Source organism: Aquimarina rubra (genome assembly GCF_042684305.1).
Classification (GTDB): domain Bacteria; phylum Bacteroidota; class Bacteroidia; order Flavobacteriales; family Flavobacteriaceae; genus Aquimarina; species Aquimarina rubra.
In genome coordinates this window covers 636683-657699 of record NZ_JBHULE010000008.1, presented here as the reverse complement: position 1 = coordinate 657699, position 21017 = coordinate 636683, and the positions used below count along the sequence as shown (strand labels likewise).

Below are 21017 nucleotides of genomic sequence, written 5' to 3'. Positions count from 1 at the left end.
GTATATACAGGGTTACCTATTTACACGTTTATCTTATCTCGTACCACAGGTATTACCACTTAAGGTAATTGCGTTTGGAGTATCTGAATTGTTATTAATACAGTTGTATCTATCAGCTCCAGATGGTTCTAGTATATTGTTGTTAGTTATAGAAATACTAGAATGAGTTCCGTATAAACGAATACCATCACTATCATTAGGATCTATTTTAGTATTAGATGAAATATCAATATTAGAAGAAGTTCCTAATTCAATACCACCAGTTACTTCATTATTTCTAAAAGTAATTCCGTTAGCATTATTAATGGTAACCTTTTTAGAATTTAAGAATTTATTTCTTTCTAAAGAGATTGTATATCCATTAGTCTCTGTAGAGTTATTAAATCCTGTAAGATATAAATGAAAACTACCGGCAGTTACTGTATTGTCATTGATAGTCGTGTTGTTTACGAAAGTATTGGTCGCACTAATTCCTGTTTGGTTGACATTAATGGTATTGTTATAAAAACTGGAGTCCGATGTGTCTTTTAATTGTAGTCCAATATCTCCATTTGTAATATTGTTATTGAAAACATTAATATCATTAGTATCCGTGGCGATACCAATAGCATAACCAGATATGTCATTACCACTTATTTCATTATCAAAAACAGTATCACTATGACTACCTGCAGCAAAAATCGCAAAGGTTTCACCAGCTACAGCAGATGCATTAAATCTATTATTGATGATTTTAGTTCCAGAAGCCAGCGATAAGATACATCTGGTTTCAATATCATTATCCTCTACAGTAATGTCTTGACCTATCGTGGCAGCCGTAAATCCAACTCTACTATTAATCTCAGTATTTCTAGTGATTAGGATATCAAAAGCTCTTTCATTTTCCATAAGAACACCGTTAGCATCTCTTGTTCTATATGCTTCTATATTAATTGCATAACCAACTTCACCACCATCAGATCCAGACATCGGTTGACCAACATTGGTAAATGTATTTCCTTCAATAAGAATATCGCTACCATCAGTAAGGGCGATACCCATTCTTCTAATATCTTTGAAAGTACAATTAATAACATTTATACCGTAAGTAGGAATATAATCGGGATTAAATCTAAAACCTATAGAATAAATTGCAAGAGCTCCTTTGGAACCTTCTACAAAATTTACGCCATCAATGGTAACGTTTCTTCCAGAGTGTATATGCATTAGGTGAGTTCCATATAAACCAACATCATCAGCTGCATAAATACGATCATTTCTATCTCCTATTAAATAACCTCCAGAAACAGTAACATTGTCCGCATCCCGAATTGCTAGAATAGCACCATTTTCAATTCTTGATTCAGCAGGATACTGACGTAGTTTAGTATTGTCAGACATCTTTAGGTGAAAGTTCGAAGGGACATTAATTGCTTCTACAGATGCATAGAAATTCTGGTTTGATGTTGTACTGGTTACTTTAGTAGTTTCAAAATAAGCATCAAAAACATTGGTTTCGAACGTAGTTCCACCCATTTCCTTAATAGAGTACATCAATCTTTCGAACTCAGCGGTATTTTTCAGAGCAATATCAGATGTTGTCTGACCTTGTACAATATTTTCCCATCGAGATGCCGTAAACTTAAATGTAGGGTCTTTAAGTAAAACGTCGCCTTGAGTTTCTAACTTTGAATTTAGAAGTCTTCCGTCAATATATCCTCCGGAAAATACAAGAGTACCGTTGAAAATATCTCCACCTTCAAAATCAAAGGTAACATTAGCAGGTAAATTAATTGTTTGTCCTTCTAAATCTAATAGACAGTCAATAACTACAGTAGAATTAGCAGTAAGATTCGATAGGTCAAAATCACAAGGCGTATCAGAAATTATATCTGTATCTTCTTCTTCCTCTTCTTCATTATTATCTTCTTCATCAATAATTTCTTCTTCTTCAGCAATAATTTCTTCAATACTTTCATTACTACAAGAGAAATAACAGAAAGTCAATAAAATCAATAGACAATAAGGTAACTTTTTCATTTGGATGGGGGTTAATTTTAGTTTTCAATTTCATAGTTAACGGAGTTTCATCGATACTATTGTGTATTATGTCGAAAAAAAATGTTAAAGTTTACAAAACATAATTATTTGATATATAAACACTTAATAAACTATGGTTTTACCGTAAAAGATGTTTGAAATTATCCAAAGTCCCATTTATAATGGTTGAATAAGCCGTAAATAGCGGAATATTGTGTAGAAGTCATGAAAAGTGTGGAATTATTCCCCAATTTTATCAGAGATTAGAATATTTTTGTAAGTTTTTTCTTTCTTTTTGGTGTGATTTTTATCTGTCAAAACTCATTAAGTCAGATATGCGTTCCAATATATTGATTAAATATATGTTAAAAAAGAATTTAAATAAAAATATTAATGCCTTGTTATATCTATATATTTGCAGTCAAATATTATATTTTATTTATACAAGTGAAAAAAAGGGGTAAAATCATTCGTGTTACTACGGTTCCTAGATCATTAGGAGGACTATTACAGGGACAGTTAAAGTTTATGTCACAACACTATGATGTAATTGGAGTATCAAGTAGAGAAGAAAATACTTTAGAGAAAGTTGGTAAAAAGGAAGAGATAAGGGTTATTCCTGTAGAAATGACTCGTAAAATAACACCAATTAAAGATTTAAAGGCTGTATATCAGTTATATAAGGTCTTTAAGAAAGAAAAGCCTGATATTGTACATAGTCATACTCCAAAGGCGGGTACTTTATCTATGATCGCTGCAAAATTTGCTGGGATTCCACATAGACTTCATACCATAGCTGGATTACCTTTATTAGAAGCAACCGGAGCGAGGAGATTATTGTTAGATACTGTAGAAAAATTTACATATGGTTGTGCAACGATGATTTATCCTAATTCTTTTGGGTTAAATGATATTATTTTAGAAAATAAATATACTAGTGACAAAAAACTAAAGGTTATTGCTAATGGAAGTTCTAACGGAATCGATACCACGCATTTTGATCCTTCTAAATATTCGTTAGAAGATAATGCAAAACTAAGAGAAGAGTTAAAAATTGATAGAGAAGATTTTGTGTATGTTTTTGTGGGTCGATTTGTTAAAGATAAGGGGATCAATGAATTGATAACATCATTCAAAAAGTTGAATGATGAACATCAAAATACTAAACTTTTGCTAGTCGGAACTTATGAAAGAGAATTAGATCCTTTATTACCCGAAACAGAAAGTGAGATTGATAGTAATCCCAATATTATTTCTGTAGGATGGCAAAACGACGTTAGACCATTTTTTGCCATCGCAGATGCACTTACGTTTCCTAGTTATAGAGAAGGTTTTCCTAACGTAGTGATGCAAGCAGGTGCTATGGGATTGCCAAGTATTGTTACCAATATCAATGGCTGTAACGAAATAATAACTGAAGGAATCAATGGTACCATCATACCTGTTAAAAGTTCTGAAGCTCTTTATGATGCTATGGAAAAACTTTTAACTGATAAAAAATATTGTAGACAATTATCACAGAAGGCGAGAGAGATGATTTGCGAGAGGTACGAAAGAAAGTATGTGTGGAACGCAATTTTAGAAGAATATAGACAATTATAATTAATATTTTCACTTTTTCTCTCTTTAATAATAAAATGATTAAGTAATACTTGCGCACTTATGAATATAGGTAAATTGATTCGATACAACAGAATAATATGGACGGTTATTATATTTAATCCATTTTTCAATAATTACGCTCAAGTTGAAAATGATATTCTTCTAGCAAATGAATATTTTAAAAAGGCAGAATCTTTTCTATTAGAAAAGAAAGCCGATAGTTCTATTGTCCTTTTTAAAAGTGCATTGAATATTTATATGGAAAATAATTCCTGGGACAAAGTGGCAAGTTGTTACAATAAAATTTCTGAGAATTTTGGAAATTCGAGGAAATTTGAGAATTCCTCGGAGTATTTTCAAAAAGCTTTACGAATAAGTTCTACTTATCTTGAAAATAATAATCCTGAAAAAGCCAATGCTTACGATAATCAAGGAAAATATTTTCAAGGATCATCTAATTATGACAAGGCATTGGATTATTTCAATAAAGCGTTGGAAATGCGAAAGAAATTATTCCCTGAAAATCACCCTGATATTGCTACATCTTATAGTAATTTGGCAATGATACATTATAGAATTAATAAGTATGAACTTGCAATAAAATATAATGAGAAAGCAATTATTATTAGATTAGAAAAATTAGGTTCCGATAATATAAAACTTGGCTCCAATTATAATATTATGGGAATTATTTATAGTGATTTAGGAAAATATGAAAAAGCTATAGAGTATTACGATAAAAATTTAAAAATTGTTGTCGAAAATTTTGGAAGCGATAATCTTTATGTAGGACGAATAAAGGCTAATACTGGTCTAACTTCATTTAGAATGATGAGATATGAATATGCTTTAAAGTGTTACCAAGATGCATTGACTATATTTAAAGAGAAAAAGTTTTTAAATGGACAAAAAGTTATATATCTGAATACTGCTTTGGTTTTTACTCAAAAAGGAGAATATGACAAAACATTAGAATATCTTAGAAAAAGTTTGAATTTAGGTTTTGAAATTCACGGTGAACAACACCCTCATTCAGCTAATGTATACAGAAATATGGGGAGGATATGCTTTTATGATGAAGATTATGATAGAGCCAAGGAATATTATAAAAAGGCCTTAGTGCTTTCTCAGTCAATTTTTGGAGAAAATCATACTAGTATACAAACTGTGTATTTATATATAGGAGATCTTTATTTAAAAACAAAAGAATATGATAAAGCAATACAATGCTATAAAAAATCTAATGAAATTGGCAAATCATTATTTGGGAAGCATCGTTCCATTGCTGCAACTTATGAGTTCATAGGAAATGTTTATAGCGAAATGAACATGTATGAAGAAGCTCAACAAAATTATCAAATAGGATTGAATTTATTACTCGATGATTTTAATGAAGAGCATCCTATAACTTCGGATTTTTATTTATCAATAGGAAAAGTTTATCACAATCAAAAGAAGTATAAAAAGGCTATTGAATATTTTAATAAGTCATTAGCTTCAAATCAGAAATACAAAAATCCTACTAATAACAAAGATGTTTTTACTTCGGATATTTTTTATGATATACAAAAAGTATTAATGACATATTATAATAAAGGAAAAACATTACAGTCATTATATGTTGAAAATAAGGATCTAACTTATTTAAATGAATGTGTTAGTATTTATATCAAAATAGACTTGATTATTGATAAGATTCGAAGTGCTTTTAATAATTATAAAGATAAAGTAGCATTTGCAAAACAAACAAAAGAAATTTATGCAGATATTATAAGTTCACAAATATTATTTTATGAAAAAACAAAAGATAAAGAAAGATTGTTGGATGCTTTTTACTATTCCGAGAAAAGTAAAGCTAATACACTTAAACAACTGTTGAATGATTCATATGCTAAAAGTTCTATAGTTCCTTCAGGGGTTATTGACCTTGTTGAAAACCTTAAGGTTAAAAGAGCATTTTATAAAGGACAAATAATTTCTTCTTCATTAAATAACCCTATTGATACCATAAGGATAGTAGAAAATGAAAGAAAATTATTTGATATTAATAGGAAAGAAGATTCACTAATAAGAATATTGGAAAAAAACTATCCTAAATATCATCAGCTTAAATATCAAAAGGAAATTATTTCAGTTGATGATATTCAATATAATTTAAATGAAAATATAACCCTTTTGGAATTTTTTACTACGGGTAGAGGTATTGTTTATGTTTTTTTGATTTCCAAAAATAAAATTACTGTAAAAGAATTATTAGTTCAAGATCTAACGAAAAAAGTTGAGGAGTTTCAAGAAAGTATCATTTCTAAAAATTCAAATAAATATAAAAGATGCTCAAGTCTATTATATTCTGAGTTAATAAAGCCTTTTGAAAATGATCTTGTTGGAGATCAATTGATAATTGTTCCCGATGGACCATTATGGCACGTTAACTTTGATTTGCTATTGACACAAAATGACAATACAGATAACCCAGAACAATTTTCTTATTTTCTTAAAGATTACGCTATTGCTTATGCTAATTCTTCTAATTTATTGTGGGCATCTTTCAACAATGGATCAAAACCTGATGTGATAAAAGGTAAATGTCTTGCTTTTTCCTATACCGAAAGTTTCTTTAATTCAAAAAATAATACAAAGTCCCGCAATAATCTTAGAGATTTACCCGGTACTCGAGAAGAAATAACTGAAGTATCTAAAATAGTAGACGGAAAATATTATTATGATTCTCAGGCTACAGAAGCTAATTTTAAGAAATATGCTGGAGAGTATGGTATTTTACATCTAGCTCTTCACGGGATGATAGATAATGTGAGTCCGGAAAATTCTAAACTTTTCTTTACTAATAATAATGACAAGGAAATAAAAGAAGATAATCTTTTATATAGCTATGAACTATTTGCATTAAATATTCCTGCTGAGTTAGTTGTTTTAAGTGCTTGTAATACGGGATCTGGTAAAATAGCGGAGGGAGAAGGCATAATGAGTTTAGGGAATGCGTTTCAATATTCGGGGACTAAAAGTTTGGTTTTAACCAATTGGGCTGTATCTGACGAATCTACACCAAAGTTAATGAAGTACTTTTATTCTAACCTTAACAGAGGTATGAGTAAAGATAAAGCTCTTCAAAATGCTAAGTTAGAATTTCTTGCTACTACAAATATTGACTATAAGGCTCCATTTTATTGGGGTGGATTTTATCTTATTGGTGATTCTTCACCTATTTTAATAGATAATAACATTTCTATATATTGGTTTTTAAGCCCAGGAATATTAGTTGTTTTACTTATATTGATAGGGATTGGTTATAAGAAACGGATATGGTAGTTTAACTTAAGACAATATCATTTTCTTCAAATATTAAAACAATTCCTTATTTTACGACAAGAATAACAAATAACATCGTCATAATTATTTAGATAGTTCATATCAATATCTAAGAGATATCAAATAATCTATATACCTATATTTTAATTATCATATTGTGGCTTTGATTATTTCTAGACTTTATTCAATAAAAGTCAATACAAAGTATGAGAGTTAACGAAAGGATAAGAAATATTTCTTTTTGGTCATTAGATTTTATAACAGGAAGTAGTGTAAGGAGACATTATCGAGATATTAAAAACCTAATTGAAGGCTCAGTTAGTCAGAAGTTTTCCGAAAAACAAAAACAATATTTAGATTCGTTATTAAAGCATTCTGTGGATACATCTGAATATTATAGGAATATTAATCCTTCAAATCTTCAAAATTTCCCCGTAACAAACAAAGAGATTGTTAGATCTTCATACGATAACATTCAATCGATAAAATATAAACACAAAAAGAAAGTTAGTGTCTCTACCAGCGGATCTACAGGAGCTTCTTTTACCGTATATCAGGATCTTAATAAGAAAGCAAGAAATACAGCAGATATTATTTACTTTTCTGAATTGTGTGGGTTTCATATTGGTTACAAGTTATTTTATTTGCGTTTTTGGAGTATGTTTAAAAAGAAAAATGAACTGGAATCTTTTCTTCAAAACATAACACCAATAGATGTTTTTGCTTTATCACAAAACTCAATAAAGGATTTAATAGATATTTTAAAAAGTGACGCGTCCAATAAAGGAATGCTAGGATATGCTTCATCTTTTGATAAAATCTGTAAGTATTTGGATTCAATTGATTCTAAACCGATTGATTGTAATCTAAAATCTGTAATAGGCATGTCAGAACGTTTAGATCCATTGACAAAATTGTCTATGAAAAAGTATTTTGATGTAGATATGGTTTCTAGATACTCTAATGCAGAAAACGGAATGATAGCTCAGCAACCGATTGGTAAAGAATATTTCCAAATTAATTGGGCAAGTTATTACGTAGAGATTTTAAGTTTTAGTTCCGATAATAGCGTAGAACCTGGAGAATTGGGAAGAATAGTAATTACTGACTTATTTAATTATAATACACCCATGATCCGTTATGATACTGGTGATATTGGAATCATGGATTATGTAGAAGAAAAAGGGATTTCTAAACCTGTACTTACAAAAATTGAGGGGAGAAAAATGGATATGATACGGAGCACCTCGGGTGAGATATTATCCACAAGTATTTTATTGGTGATTAATAAATATAAAGAAGTAAAAGAACGGCAGATTATCCAGAAAACAAATAAAGAGTACGTTTTCAGATTAAAGGTACTAAATGACACTCTGGAAAGTGAAAATCAGTTTATAGAAGAATTTAAAGAATACCTAGGAGAAGACGCAATTATAAAGTTAGAATATGTCCCGGAAATACCTCTATTAAAATCAGGCAAACAACAGGCAATTGTAAATGAAGTAATGGTTTAAGTAACTTAAAAATTCAAATTCAAATTATATTTTTTTATTAAAAAAGTAGTAGAATTAAATTTAAAAAATAAAATATAGATTGTATATTTGCCAGCGATTCTAATGATAGGATTATAGATATGATCATCACTGCATTCCCCTTGACAGATAAAAATCATATATCTATTTCATTTCCCCCATTTTTTAAGTGTAAAAGTATGACCTGGAATTCATTCCGAGGTTTTAAAATATTATTGTTTTTAAACTAAAAAAATAAGGTGTATAAAAATTTTTTCAAAAGAGTTCTGGATTTTAGCACGGCCTTCCTGTTGCTTCTATTTATAGCACCGATATTTTTGGTACTAATCATTTTTCTTGCCATTGCAAATAAAGGAAAACCATTTTTTGTTCAGAAAAGACCAGGCAAATCTGAGAAGATATTTAGTATCATAAAGTTTAAGACAATGAATGATCTGAAGGATAATGACGGTAATTTATTACCTGATAAGGAAAGAATGACAACTGTTGGAACATTTGTTAGAAAAACGTCTTTAGATGAAATTCCACAGCTGATAAATGTTTTAATAGGAGATATGTCTTTAATTGGTCCCAGACCGTTGATTATAGAATATTTACCCGTTTATAATGAAACTCAGAAAAAAAGACACAATGTTAGACCCGGAATCACGGGTTGGGCTCAGGTAAATGGAAGAAATTCAATTACTTGGAAAAAAAAATTTGAATATGATGTTTGGTATGTGGAGAATTGTAGTTTTTTATTAGACCTAAAAATATTGGGTCTTACACTAAAAAAGGTTTTGAAAAAAGAAGATGTTAACTTATCAAATGAGTTAACATCAGAGTGGTTTAATGGTACTAATTAATCAGTTTGGTTTTAGGTAGAATAGAATGAGTAAAGATTTAAAAGTTATAGGCTTAACAAAAAAAATACTAAGCGAGGCTATTGATAAAAACACCTATTGGAAAAATGATCTCGCGCCATTACCAAAGAGTAAAGCATTATGGTTAGTGGCTAATGATAGAATTAATGATGATGATTATTGCGGAGTAATTGGATATGAAGGAGATAAAATGATTTCGTTTATATTTATGTTTCCAGACTTATTAAATACAAAGGATAATAAACCAAAAAAAGTGTATTGGATGATATCTTGGTGGGTACATAAAACCTATAAAGACACTGTTTTAGGAACATATATTTATAATGAAGCGGTTAATCTTACAGGAAAACAAATACTTATTAAATCATATGCCGAGAATGTCAATACATTTTATGAGAAACAGCCTTTTAAAGTTATAGCATCAAGACTAAGGCATACCATATTTTTTAGCCTGGATGCCTCTATGTTAATTGGAAGATTTAAGTTTTTAAAATCCTTTAAGTTTATACTGGATCAAATGGACAACTTAACCGGAGCAATTATACGATCGCTAAATAAATCTAAACTAAAAAGTAAGGTAAAAGAGCTTTCATATGAGTATATAAACCAATTAGATGATGAAACTTGGGAATTGGTAAAACCTCTTTGTGATAACGATTTGATTCATAAAACAAAAGCGTATGTGAATTGGCAAATAGATACTAGTCAATACCTACAGACGCCTGTACCTGATAAGCATCCTCATAAATCACTACAGACAGGTATTAGTAATAATATATATCTTCATAATCTAAAAATCATAAAAGAAGATAAAATCATTGGGTTTTTGTCCTATGTCATAAATTATAATGAGTTCAATGTTAAATATTTTTTGGTGAAAGATGAGGGGAACTATAATCTATGTGTAGATGCATTAATGGAAAACTTTATGAAACAAAGAAAAACCTTCATATTTACTGATGACACAAAATTGTCTGATAATATCACCAAAAGATATAAGACAATTTTTACACATAAAGTTACCAAAAAAGGCTTGGCGCATAATGATACAGAGATAGATTCTGAAAATTTTATGATGTTAAACCGTGATGGACATTTTTATTAAACCAATTGCATAATCAACCACAAATGGAATTCGTAAAAAGACTACAAGAATCGATAGAAAAGCATTCAGATCATAATGTATTGTGCATTAATGGTACGTTTTATACCTACAAACATTTTGCCGTTGAAATATCCAAAATAAGAAGCGCAATAGTTGACACAATAGAAGATTCGGAAAAGCTTATTGGTTTGGTTACCAATGATGATCTTCAGACATATGCCAGTATCGTTGCACTTTGGTTAGAAGGTAAAGCGTATGTTCCAGTGAATCCTGAAGTTCCATTTGAGCGTAATGCAAAAGTTTTCGAGCTTACTGAAACTAAATATGTTATAGATTCTTCAGAAAGTTCGGTGTACGATGATTATCAAGTAATCCCTTCTAAAGAATTATCAAATACTGAAATCAACTTAGTTCCTAAAGAATTCTCAGGAGACCAATTAGCATATATCTTGTTTACTTCCGGTACTACCGGACTGCCAAAAGGAGTGCCTATTACTTTTGATAATGTACAGGCTTTGGTAGGAGCGATTGATGCAGAACCAACATTTAATTTGGAGCCATCTGATAGATGCCTGCAAATGTTTGAGCTTACTTTTGATTTTTCGGTAGTTACTTATCTATTTCCTTTGTTGTCAGGATCTTGTATGTATACCATTCCGAAAGTAGCGATTAAGTATTTCTATATTTTTAAGTTAATTAACGAAGAGAAGCTTACCGTGCTTACGATGGTCCCTTCGATTATTAATTATTTACGCCCTTATTTTGGAGAAATAAATGCTCCTGATATACGATACTGTAGTTTTGGTGGTGGAGCTTTACATAGTGATATCGCAAAAGAGTGGAGCGATTGCCTTCCTAACTGTAAAATATTCAATTACTACGGCCCTACAGAATTTACCGTGTATAGCGGATTTTATCCTTATCACAAGGAAACTCACACTAAGGCACATAATGGAATTATAGCGATTGGAACCCCGCAAAAAGACACTTTGTATCTTGTTGTTAATGAAAGTAATGAAGAAGTTGGTATTGGTGAAACCGGTGAATTATGCCTTGGAGGTCCACAAATTACACCAGGATATTGGAAAAATGAAGAACGAAATGCTCAAAGCTTTTTTGTAAGAGAAGAAAATGGGAAAAGTATTAGGTATTATAAAACAGGTGATCTTTGTTTAAAGGATGATGAAGGAGATTTTTTATATGTAGGTAGAGCAGATTTCCAAGTGAAGATTAGAGGATATAGAGTAGAATTAGCCGAAATAGAGTTTCACGCAAAATCCAGATCTGATAAAAAAGTGAATATGGTAGCGCTAGATATTACTAATTCGTTAGGTAATGCCGAACTTGGTTTAGCTATTGAATCCGAAGAATTTGATACGGAATATATTTTTGATCATATGAAAAATGTAATGCCAAGTTATATGATTCCAATGCACATAAGGTTTATAAAAGAATTTCCGCATAGTATCAATGGAAAAATTGACAGAAAAGAATTAAAAAAACATTTTGATATACACTAAACAACTAAAAACAACCAATTAATGAATAAAGAAGAGATTTTATCTAAAGTGAGAACAGCATTTGTAGCTGTATTAGAACATGAAAATTTTCAACTTTCGGATGAGACTACGGCAAATGATGTGGACGGATGGGAATCCATTACGCATATGATGATTATTACAGAAGTAGAGAAAACTTTTGATATTAAGTTTAAGTTAATGGATCTGATGAATATGAATAATGTGGGTGACTTAGTTAATAGTATTCAATCAGAATTACAATAGTAATAAGCCTTCAATATAATAAATAGGTAACTGTTTAATTTCATTTTTTTTAAACTGTCTACTGATTTTTGTCATAGTATAGTGATAAACAGATTCATTTCTTTATCGGATTATCATTTTACGAACCAATGGAGAAAATTGTAATTATCGGTGCCTCAGGTCATGCTAAGGTTGTTATAGAAACAGTAGAATCAAATGGAAAGTATCAGATTTATGGGCTGATTGATTCGTTTAAACCAAAGGGAGATAAGGTTCTTGGTTATGAAATCCTAGGGACAGAAGATCTGATAAAGGATTTAATAAAAAAAGGGATTAAGAAAGGTATCATTGCTATTGGAGATAATTGGACTAGATATCTAATGCATACCAAAATTAAAGAACTGGCCCCGGATTTTGAATTTGTAACGATTATTCATTCTAGCGCCATTATAAGTCCTAGTGTTATAATAGGAAAAGGAACGGTAATATTAGCTTCAGTAAAAGTGAATGCCCTGGCGGAAATAGGAGATGGATGTATCCTGAATACAAATGCTAGTTTTGGACACGATGGTAAACTTAATGATTTTGCAAGTATTGCTCCAGGTGTCACAGTAGGAGGTAATGTAACGGTTGGTTTTTGTTCGGCAATATCATTAGGAGCTAATGTAATACAAGGTGTAGATATAGGTAAACATAGTATTATCGGTGCGGGATCGTTAATATTGCATGATGTAGATGATTTTAATCTAGTATACGGCGTTCCGGGCGAAGTTATTAAAACAGTAAAAAAAGGGAAGAGATATTTATCTAAATCTTAAATTAAATAAGTTAGAATATAGGAATAGAATTTATGTATAATTCATTTATAAAGCGTTTTTTAGATTTCACACTTTGTTTTATAGGTGTTCTCATTTTATCACCGATCATAATGGTACTCATTATACTATTGGCTATAGCCAACAACGGTAAACCTTTCTTTTTTCAAGAGCGACCTGGTAAAAATGGGAAGGTATTTAAAATAGTGAAGTTCAAAAGTATGAATGATAAAAAAGATGAAAAAGGAGAACTGTTACCCTTTGAAAAGAGAATTACAAAAACGGGGAAGTTTATAAGAAAGTATTCATTAGATGAAATTCCACAGCTTTTTAATGTAATAAAAGGAGATATGAGTTTAATTGGTCCCAGACCACTTTTAGTAAAGTATTTACCTTTATATAGTGATTTTCAAAGAAAAAGACATGATGTGCGACCAGGAATTACAGGTTGGGCTCAGATAAATGGACGCAATGCAATCTCTTGGGATGAAAAATTTAAACTAGATGTATGGTACACAGAAAATTTAAGTTTTAAACTTGATCTTAAGATTATTTTTATGACAGCTAAGAAAGTTTTGTTTAAAGAAGATATTAATAGCGGCGAAAATGTAAATATGCCTACTTTTACAGGTAATAATTAACCAAATAGAATAAAAAAACCACTAAAACTAGATTGTAAGAAAGTGAAAAACGCTGTAATAATTGGTGCAGGAACACAAGGACAAGTGTATGCTTCATATCTTAAAGAAGCTGGAGTAAACATCATAGGTTTTATCGATGATAATCCAGATCTTATAGGTAAAGATGTTATTAATATACCAGTTATCGGTATGTATAAGGATCTTTTTTTGGAAGAGTTTAAAGATAAGATACAAGATGTGTATTGTCCTATTGGAGTAAATGCAGTACGAGTATCGTATTTATCTACTTTAAAAAAGGAAGGTTATGGTATACCAGGGTTTTTACATCATACTGTATCGATTGCACCCGATGTAACCATTGGCGAAGCTGTCTACATGTTAGCTGGTAATATCGTGATGCCGCATACTACTATTGGTAATTATATTATGATCAATATGGATAGCACTATTGCACATCACGTGACTTTAGAAGATGGAGTGTTTATGTCTTCTGGTGTTAACATTGGAGCTTTAATCAATGTTAGAAAAAATGCTTATATCGGTATGGGTGTTACTGCAATGACTGGTATAAAAGAAATAGGAAAAGAAACATTAATAGGGGCAGGAACAGTTATTATTAAAGATGTTCCGGAATATACTACCGTAGTTGGTAACCCGGCTCGCGTAATAAAAACAAAACAACCATAGTTTATGGATTTTGAAAATAAAACTAACCACACAGATATCACTTTTATAGGGTCAGGTATCTCATCATCATTTACTATTTTACATTTTCTTGATCGATTAAAAACCAAATCAATACACAAGAAAATATCAATAACTATTATCGATAAATACCCGGAATTTTATACAGGAATACCTTATGGTGTGAGATCTGGTTTTTCAGTTCTTTTAATTACATCTTTAAAGAATTTCTTACCAGAACCGGAATTAGGCAAGTTTATCAAATGGCTTAATATAAATAAAGAATGGTTATTAGAAGAGTTTAGATCCGATGGAGGTATTTTGTCTGCAGAGTGGCTTTCTAAGCACGCAGATAAGCTCAAAAACAACGAATGGGAGGACCTTTTTATTCCTCGTCGTTTTTTTGGTTGCTACATTGATCAAAAAACCAAAAAGTATATAGAAGAAGCTGAAGAAAAAGGCAGTATAGTAGTCGATTATGTGAACACAGAAGTGATTGATATAGATAAGACTGATACTATGTATTCATTATCTCTTAATAATGATCATAAGCTTATTTCTAAGAAGGTTATTCTTTCTGTAGGCTCACTTCCTACTGTGCATTTATGGAAAAAAGAAGATTTCATTACAGATGATAATTTGATTTTTGTTAATAATCCTTATAAGCCTTGTTTAAAAGAGGTTCTTGCAAAACTTGATACCTTTTTAGAAGATCAGCCAGAAAAAGAGGTGAATGCTTTAATCGTTGGGGCAAATGCCAGTGGTTTAGAAATGCTTTACAAGCTTAATGATCACGGAAATATTAAATCCAAAATCAATAAGTTTACACTTCTTTCTACTCAGGGATTATCACCAGACTCTATTGTTGACGAGGAAGGAAAAAAGAAATATTTACCAAAAAATTTACTTTCTCTGGCTGATCATCAAAGCTTAACAGCCAAGCAAATTGCCGATGCAACATATAAAGACCTGGATTTAGCAGATGAAATTCACTTGGGAGCAGCTTCTACTGTGGATATTATCTCAAAAGCCTTTGGTTCATTGTTAAAAAAACTAGATCAGGGAGAACTAAAAAAGTTTGCCTGTCTATATGGTAATGATATAGGAAGAAGACAGCGATGTGCAGGGTATCATTATTCTAAAACAATAGAAGCTTTAAAAGAGGAAAATCGTTTTGATCATATCGCAGGGAGATTTATAGATATAAAGAAAAATTCTGATGATATGTATTCTTTAGAATACTTAGATACCAGATCAGGAACTAATAGAATTTCTAAAGATTCCGTACAAATAGTTTTTAACTGTATTGGAAGTACAAATTTAACAGCATCTGATATTCCACAATTATTAAAGAATACCATAGAAAAGAAATTATGTATTCCTAATGAATCCAAGATTGGTTTTGATGTAAATGAATCTTTAGAAGCATCGGATAATTTACATATCGTAGGACCATTATTAGCCGGCAATATTTTTGAGGGAAAAGCTGTTTGGCATGTAGAACATTGTGGGAGGATAATATGGCTTTCAAATGTTCTATCTGATAAAATATATGATTTTTTTAGTCAAAGTAAGTAGGGATTATTAAAAGCATCAATCAATAAATGAAATCAATCATATTAATACATTAGCATTGGAAGGAAACTACAGAATATTAATAAAAGATCTTGACGATAGTTCAGAGGTTTTGAAATACAAGTCACTTCTTAAAAAAGAATGGAACAATAACGTCTATTATTCCATAGAACATCTTCGTCATTCTGAGAAAGATTCAGACGAATTAAGGTGTTTTTTATTTGAAAAGGATGGTGTCCCGATTATTTTAATGCCCTTTGTGCTAAGAAAGATTAAAATAAATGATAAGGAATACCCATATAATGATGTTATTAGCCCTTATGGATATAGTGGGCCATTGTTTAATGATAATGTTTCATCAGAGGATCTTGCTCAATTTTGGAATTATGTAGATGCCTGGTATAAGGAAAACAACATCGTAACAGAATTTGTTCGTTTTAGTCTTAATGAGAATCATGAAAATTATTCTGGTTCGTTGATACAAACACTTTCTAATGTAAAAGGTCATTTATTAGAAAACTTTGAAGATCAGTGGAATGCGTTTCTTCCTAAAGTGAGAAATAATTATAGAAAAGCAGTAAACTATAATTTGGATTTTAAGGTTTTTCATAAGGATCAGATCACTAAAGATACTATCAAAATCTTTCATGATATCTATGTAGATACAATGACAAGAAATAAAGCAGATAGTATTTATTTCTTCTCTGAGACTTATTTTGAAGATCTTATATTATCTAATCTGGATAACTTTTCTATAGTTATTGTTTATCATGAGGGCGTACCAATTTCTGTGGAACTTATCATCAATTATAAAGATATAATTTTTGCATTCTTAGGAGGTACTAATGCAGAGTATTTTAGTTATCGACCAAATGATTTCCTAAGAGTAAAAGTAATAGAATGGGCCGTGGAAAATGGTAAAAAGTATTACGTTCTTGGTGGAGGAATGAAGGATGGAGATGGGTTGTATAAAAATAAAAAGTCATTGTTTCCTAAGGATGATGATGTTATATTTTGTACGGGAAGAAAAATAGTAAATGAAAAAGTGTATAATGAACTATGCTTAGCTTCAGACAAAGAATTTGCAAATATCAAGGAAGAAGATCTGAAAAATTATTTCTTTCCGTTTTATAGATTGAACAATAGATGAAAAAAGTACATATAGATTATTTTTTCGAGCTTTTTGAAAAATGTTCAATTCCAAAACTATTCTCAGAAGTACGATCATCAGAAAACGAGAAAGGGATAATCAACCCTGATTATGATAATAGTTTGGAGCAAAATCCAGATAAGGTGTATTCTGTTTTTTTCATTCCAGATTATTTAAAACCACATAGTAACAGTGGTAATTTTGTTGTAAAAAAAGTAGAGCAATTTTTTAAAGGCTATGCTGTTTTTTTGGATGGTTTTGCAAGTGCTGATGCCTATATTAAGCATCGTTTTAGAAGTAATGCCAAAGGTATCAGAAGAAGAATTAAACGGTTAGAATCTTGTTTTAACATTTCGTATAAGACATACTATGGAGCAATAGAGGAGGAGGATTATGAGTTCTTGATGGATGCTTTAGAAAAAATGTTAGTAAGAAGATTTGAACAACGTAATGATGTAAGTCAAAGTCTTTTAAGGTGGGATCATTATAAACAGATGTATTTCTCTTTAATTAATGAAAAAAAAGCATCCATGTTTGTTGCTTTTGATAATAATCAACCCATTATTGTTTCCTTAAACCATCATTTTCAAGATCGATTGTTTAGTGCAATTTCATCATATGATATTGATTATTCTAAGTTTAGTCTAGGTAGCGTAGAGATTTATAAAAAGCTAGATTGGCTTATTGAGAACGATCATAAATCGTATGAGATGGGAATGGGAGATCTAAGCTATAAGAGAGAATGGTGTAATCACATATATAATTTTGAACATCAAATCATATATCCAAAAAAATCAGTTGTAGGGTTCTTTAAAGGAAATATTGAGTATCTAAAAGTAAAATTAAAAGAATTTGTTTTTAAAATCGCTTACGTTCGTTATAAAAAGTATAAAGCGAAACGAAAGAAAAATCCAATTGCTTTTACTGAAGAATATCAAGTTGCTGCAATAGAAGAAGCTGTATATGATAAAAAATTACCCGTTATAGATTACAATACGAAAGACCATAGACAATTGAGAAGAATTGTCTTTGATTTTCTGTATACCAGTATAGATAACGTTGCTAACGTTAAAGTGTTAGAGGTTTCTAAAAAAGAAAAAACGTATGTAATTGTGGGGAAATCAAAAATGCAAAAAGTGATGTTGCAAAAGTAAGTTACTTTTTGATCAGTTCTTTTTCTTTAAGGTATTTACTTATGGCTTTGGCAATCAAATCCCTCCCGTGATTGTTCCAGTGTCTATCGTAAATTAAAGTAGTGGAATGATCACTTTCTTCAAAATATTCTGAAAAATCAATATAATTATAATCATTTTCTTCTAAATAAGATATGAAAAGATTACTGGTAATTCTCGAATCTAAAAGCAGCGTGAAACGATTTTTATCATAGCCGTATGTATTAGCTAAGTTATTGAAATTGGCTAAGTACTTGTTTTCTTTCTCCTTTTTGATACGTAATATTTCCTCTTCGCTTGCATCTTGTTTTTTAGACGTAGGTTTCAGTATATTCATTAGTCTGTAGAACAGTCTTTGTGGAGGATCCAAAATACCAATGCTTTTACAGTATACGAGTAGCTTACTTTTTTTAAGAAGCCTATTCATAGGGGATTCTAACGCTAGACGACCTGTAACTACCTTGTATTCTCCTCTGGTGAGATCATTAGAGAATTTTATTCCAAGGATAATATGATCAATTGCCTCAAATTGTTCTTTGTAGGCATTGATTAGGTGTAGTTGATCCGCAAAATCATAGCCTGCATATCCATATTCATAAACTTCAATTTCTGGGATAGATTTCTCGACTTTTTTACCAATAGAATTATAATAATTTTGATGGAACCCTTCTATAAATGAATCTCCTACAAGTGCAACTTCAATATTGTCTTTGGTTGGTGTAAACTCACGGTAAGAGTTATATCCTGAGTTGTTTATATGATATTCAGAAAAATTCTGTCTCCTGTTTCCTGTCACAGAAAAACCATTCTGATTAGGCATCCATTTCTCTACTTTGTATTCATCCAGAATTCTGGTCGGAGTATCTTTTCCTAAATGAAAAACGCGAACTAATAACTCTAATGAAATGAGTACTAGAAAAACATATAAAGCGCTTTTTAGAATAAGTTTTTTCATTTAACTAAAATTGAAAATATATAAAAGATCTATCAATATTATCATCAAAGAAAAGGAGCATACCTAAAATTACTAAAGTATAGGCTATAAATCGTACTACTCGTGATTTAAATTTGAAAGGAGATCGTTCATCTCTTCTTATTCTGAACTCGTATAAAACAAAAAGCCCCAGTAATATAAAATAGTCAATCATACGATATCCTAGAGGATGTTCATATATTTCAAAACTAAAATTATTGTATATCTGTTTCAAAAAACCAAAAGCATCAGTGATGGATTCTGATCTAAAAAATACCCTGGAAAATGTTACTAATGAAAAGGTAAGGAGTATTTGTAATATTTCTTTAATAGAAGGAAACCAACTATTTTCCGCAACTACATTATTCATATAAATTCGATTACGTCCCATCAGGAAAACCGGAATATATAGAAGCGCATGAATTGCTCCCCATGCAATAAAAGTCCAATTGGCACCATGCCAAAAACCACTGACTAAAAAGATAATACAAATATTCCTTACCGATTTTAGCTTACTAACTCGACTTCCACCAAGAGGAATGTATACATAATGTCTAAACCAGGTCGATAATGATACATGCCAACGTTGCCAATATTCTGCAACATTTCTGGAAAAACTAGGAAACTTAAAATTGGACATTAATTCTATTCCAAATAATTTAGCGGTACCAATCGCAATATCAGAATACCCGCTAAAATCTCCATATACCTGAAAACTAAATAAAGTAACTCCTAATATAAGAGTAGAGGCAGGGTAACTTCCATAATTAGCAAAAATATCATCCACTATGGGCGCAATTGAATCAGCAATTACAACTTTCTTAAACAATCCCCAGATTATGAGTTTAAGACCTTCTGTACATTGTATATAGTTAAAACTCCTCTTAGTAGTAATTTGAGAAAGTAGGTTAGAAGCTCTCTCGATCGGACCTGCTACCAATTGGGGAAAAAAACCAACAAATGTAGCAAATGAGATAAAATCCTTAGTAGGAGCAAGTCTCTTATAGTAAATGTCTAATGAATAAGACATGGTCTGGAAGGTATAAAAAGATATACCAACAGGAAGTATGATTTGTAATGTCCAGGAACTTTGTAGTTTATAGCCAAAAATATCTATAAAATCAACCCAGGAATCTACAAAGAAATTGTAGTATTTAAAAAAGCCTAATAGTCCAATATTAAAAATCACACTAACCCATAACCATCTCTTTCTTTGTTTATGGGAATCACTGCTGTAGATGTATTGACCAACGAAATAATCAACTGTAGTACTTGCTAGAATGAGAAACAAAAAACGCCAATCCCACATTCCGTAAAACAAATAACTAGCTCCCAGAATAAAAAAGTTCTGCAGTTTTAAGTTTTTGTAGAAAAAAAACCAGTATGAAATAAAAACTACCGGTAGAAATATGAAAAAATCTAAAGAATTAAATAACATGTATAACCATTAATATAAAATTCGGGGAGTTTATTGATTAGAAATTGATATGATACAATTCTATTAATTTTTTGAAGCGTGTAAATTTTGTTTAATTAATTTAATAAATCAAGAATTATCTTATTTTTTTTAAAAACTCTTATTTTGATGACATAATTAGACTTTTTCTGCTAGAATTGGCAGGGGGAAAAACCCTATAGATAAATAGGTTATTCACTGCTAATATTATTAAATTTTACCAGTATCATTGCAGTATAGTTTTGGAGGTGGAATGAAGTAGGAAATTACAGCTGTTTTTTGGTAAATGTTAGTTAAAAAACGTTAAAAATAATAGTTTCAGCGTAATTGATTAAACAAA

At 30.5% G+C, this 21017-nt stretch carries 16 protein-coding genes; 13 read left to right on the top strand and 3 right to left on the bottom strand.

Annotation, left to right across the window (positions count from 1 at the left end; all coding sequences use genetic code 11):
- Positions 1-33: 33 nt before the first annotated feature.
- A complete protein-coding gene (locus ACFSR1_RS07165) occupies positions 34-2019 on the bottom strand; it encodes a right-handed parallel beta-helix repeat-containing protein (RefSeq protein WP_378291050.1) in 1986 nt (661 codons plus the stop codon).
- A gap of 447 nt (positions 2020-2466) precedes the next feature.
- On the opposite strand from ACFSR1_RS07165, the gene ACFSR1_RS07160 reads away from it, so the two are divergent.
- From ACFSR1_RS07160 to ACFSR1_RS07100, 13 genes are all read left to right on the top strand, one after another.
- A complete protein-coding gene (locus ACFSR1_RS07160) occupies positions 2467-3621 on the top strand; it encodes a glycosyltransferase family 4 protein (protein ID WP_378291048.1) in 1155 nt (384 codons plus the stop codon).
- 60 nt (positions 3622-3681) lie between these two features.
- Entirely contained in the window at positions 3682-6948 is a 3267-nt protein-coding gene (locus ACFSR1_RS07155) for a CHAT domain-containing protein (protein ID WP_378291046.1), read from the top strand.
- A 206-nt stretch (positions 6949-7154) separates the two neighbouring features.
- The gene (locus ACFSR1_RS07150) at positions 7155-8462 is read left to right on the top strand and encodes a CoF synthetase (RefSeq protein WP_378291044.1); all 1308 of its coding nucleotides are present in this window, start codon (positions 7155-7157) and stop codon (positions 8460-8462) included.
- A gap of 257 nt (positions 8463-8719) precedes the next feature.
- Complete coding sequence (locus tag ACFSR1_RS07145; protein ID WP_378291042.1) at positions 8720-9325, top strand: sugar transferase; 606 nt, start codon at positions 8720-8722, stop codon at positions 9323-9325.
- Positions 9326-9350: 25 nt separating this feature from the next.
- On the top strand, positions 9351-10448 hold the full coding sequence (locus tag ACFSR1_RS07140) for a hypothetical protein (protein WP_378291041.1): 1098 nt from the start codon (positions 9351-9353) through the stop codon (positions 10446-10448).
- A 23-nt stretch (positions 10449-10471) separates the two neighbouring features.
- Positions 10472-11968 (top strand): AMP-binding protein, encoded by a 1497-nt coding sequence (locus tag ACFSR1_RS07135; protein ID WP_378291039.1) that lies wholly within the window; start codon positions 10472-10474, stop codon positions 11966-11968.
- Between the two features lie 21 nt (positions 11969-11989).
- Positions 11990-12232, top strand: coding sequence for an acyl carrier protein (locus ACFSR1_RS07130; RefSeq protein ID WP_378291037.1), 243 nt, complete (start codon positions 11990-11992; stop codon positions 12230-12232).
- A 128-nt stretch (positions 12233-12360) separates the two neighbouring features.
- Positions 12361-13029 carry an acetyltransferase gene (locus ACFSR1_RS07125; RefSeq protein WP_378291035.1) on the top strand — a complete coding sequence of 223 codons (669 nt, stop codon included), beginning with the start codon at positions 12361-12363 and terminating at the stop codon, positions 13027-13029.
- Positions 13030-13061: 32 nt separating this feature from the next.
- A complete protein-coding gene (locus ACFSR1_RS07120; protein WP_378291033.1) occupies positions 13062-13667 on the top strand; it encodes a sugar transferase in 606 nt (201 codons plus the stop codon).
- 42 nt (positions 13668-13709) lie between these two features.
- Positions 13710-14354: a NeuD/PglB/VioB family sugar acetyltransferase gene (locus ACFSR1_RS07115; protein ID WP_378291031.1), complete on the top strand. Its 645-nt coding sequence runs from the start codon at positions 13710-13712 to the stop codon at positions 14352-14354.
- Between the two features lie 3 nt (positions 14355-14357).
- Complete coding sequence (locus ACFSR1_RS07110) at positions 14358-15929, top strand: FAD/NAD(P)-binding protein (RefSeq protein ID WP_378291029.1); 1572 nt, start codon at positions 14358-14360, stop codon at positions 15927-15929.
- Between the two features lie 55 nt (positions 15930-15984).
- Entirely contained in the window at positions 15985-17076 is a 1092-nt protein-coding gene (locus tag ACFSR1_RS07105) for a GNAT family N-acetyltransferase (protein ID WP_378291027.1), read from the top strand.
- Complete coding sequence (locus ACFSR1_RS07100) at positions 17073-18230, top strand: GNAT family N-acetyltransferase (RefSeq protein WP_378291025.1); 1158 nt, start codon at positions 17073-17075, stop codon at positions 18228-18230. The genes ACFSR1_RS07105 and ACFSR1_RS07100 overlap by 4 nt, the downstream gene beginning before the upstream one ends.
- A 1-nt stretch (position 18231) precedes the next feature.
- On the opposite strand, the gene ACFSR1_RS07095 is transcribed toward ACFSR1_RS07100, so the two are convergent.
- Both ACFSR1_RS07095 and ACFSR1_RS07090 read right to left on the bottom strand, forming a co-directional pair.
- Positions 18232-19203: a hypothetical protein gene (locus ACFSR1_RS07095; protein ID WP_378291023.1), complete on the bottom strand. Its 972-nt coding sequence runs from the start codon at positions 19201-19203 to the stop codon at positions 18232-18234.
- Positions 19204-19207: 4 nt separating this feature from the next.
- Positions 19208-20659, bottom strand: coding sequence for an MBOAT family O-acyltransferase (locus tag ACFSR1_RS07090; RefSeq protein ID WP_378291021.1), 1452 nt, complete (start codon positions 20657-20659; stop codon positions 19208-19210).
- Positions 20660-21017: the final 358 nt, after the last annotated feature.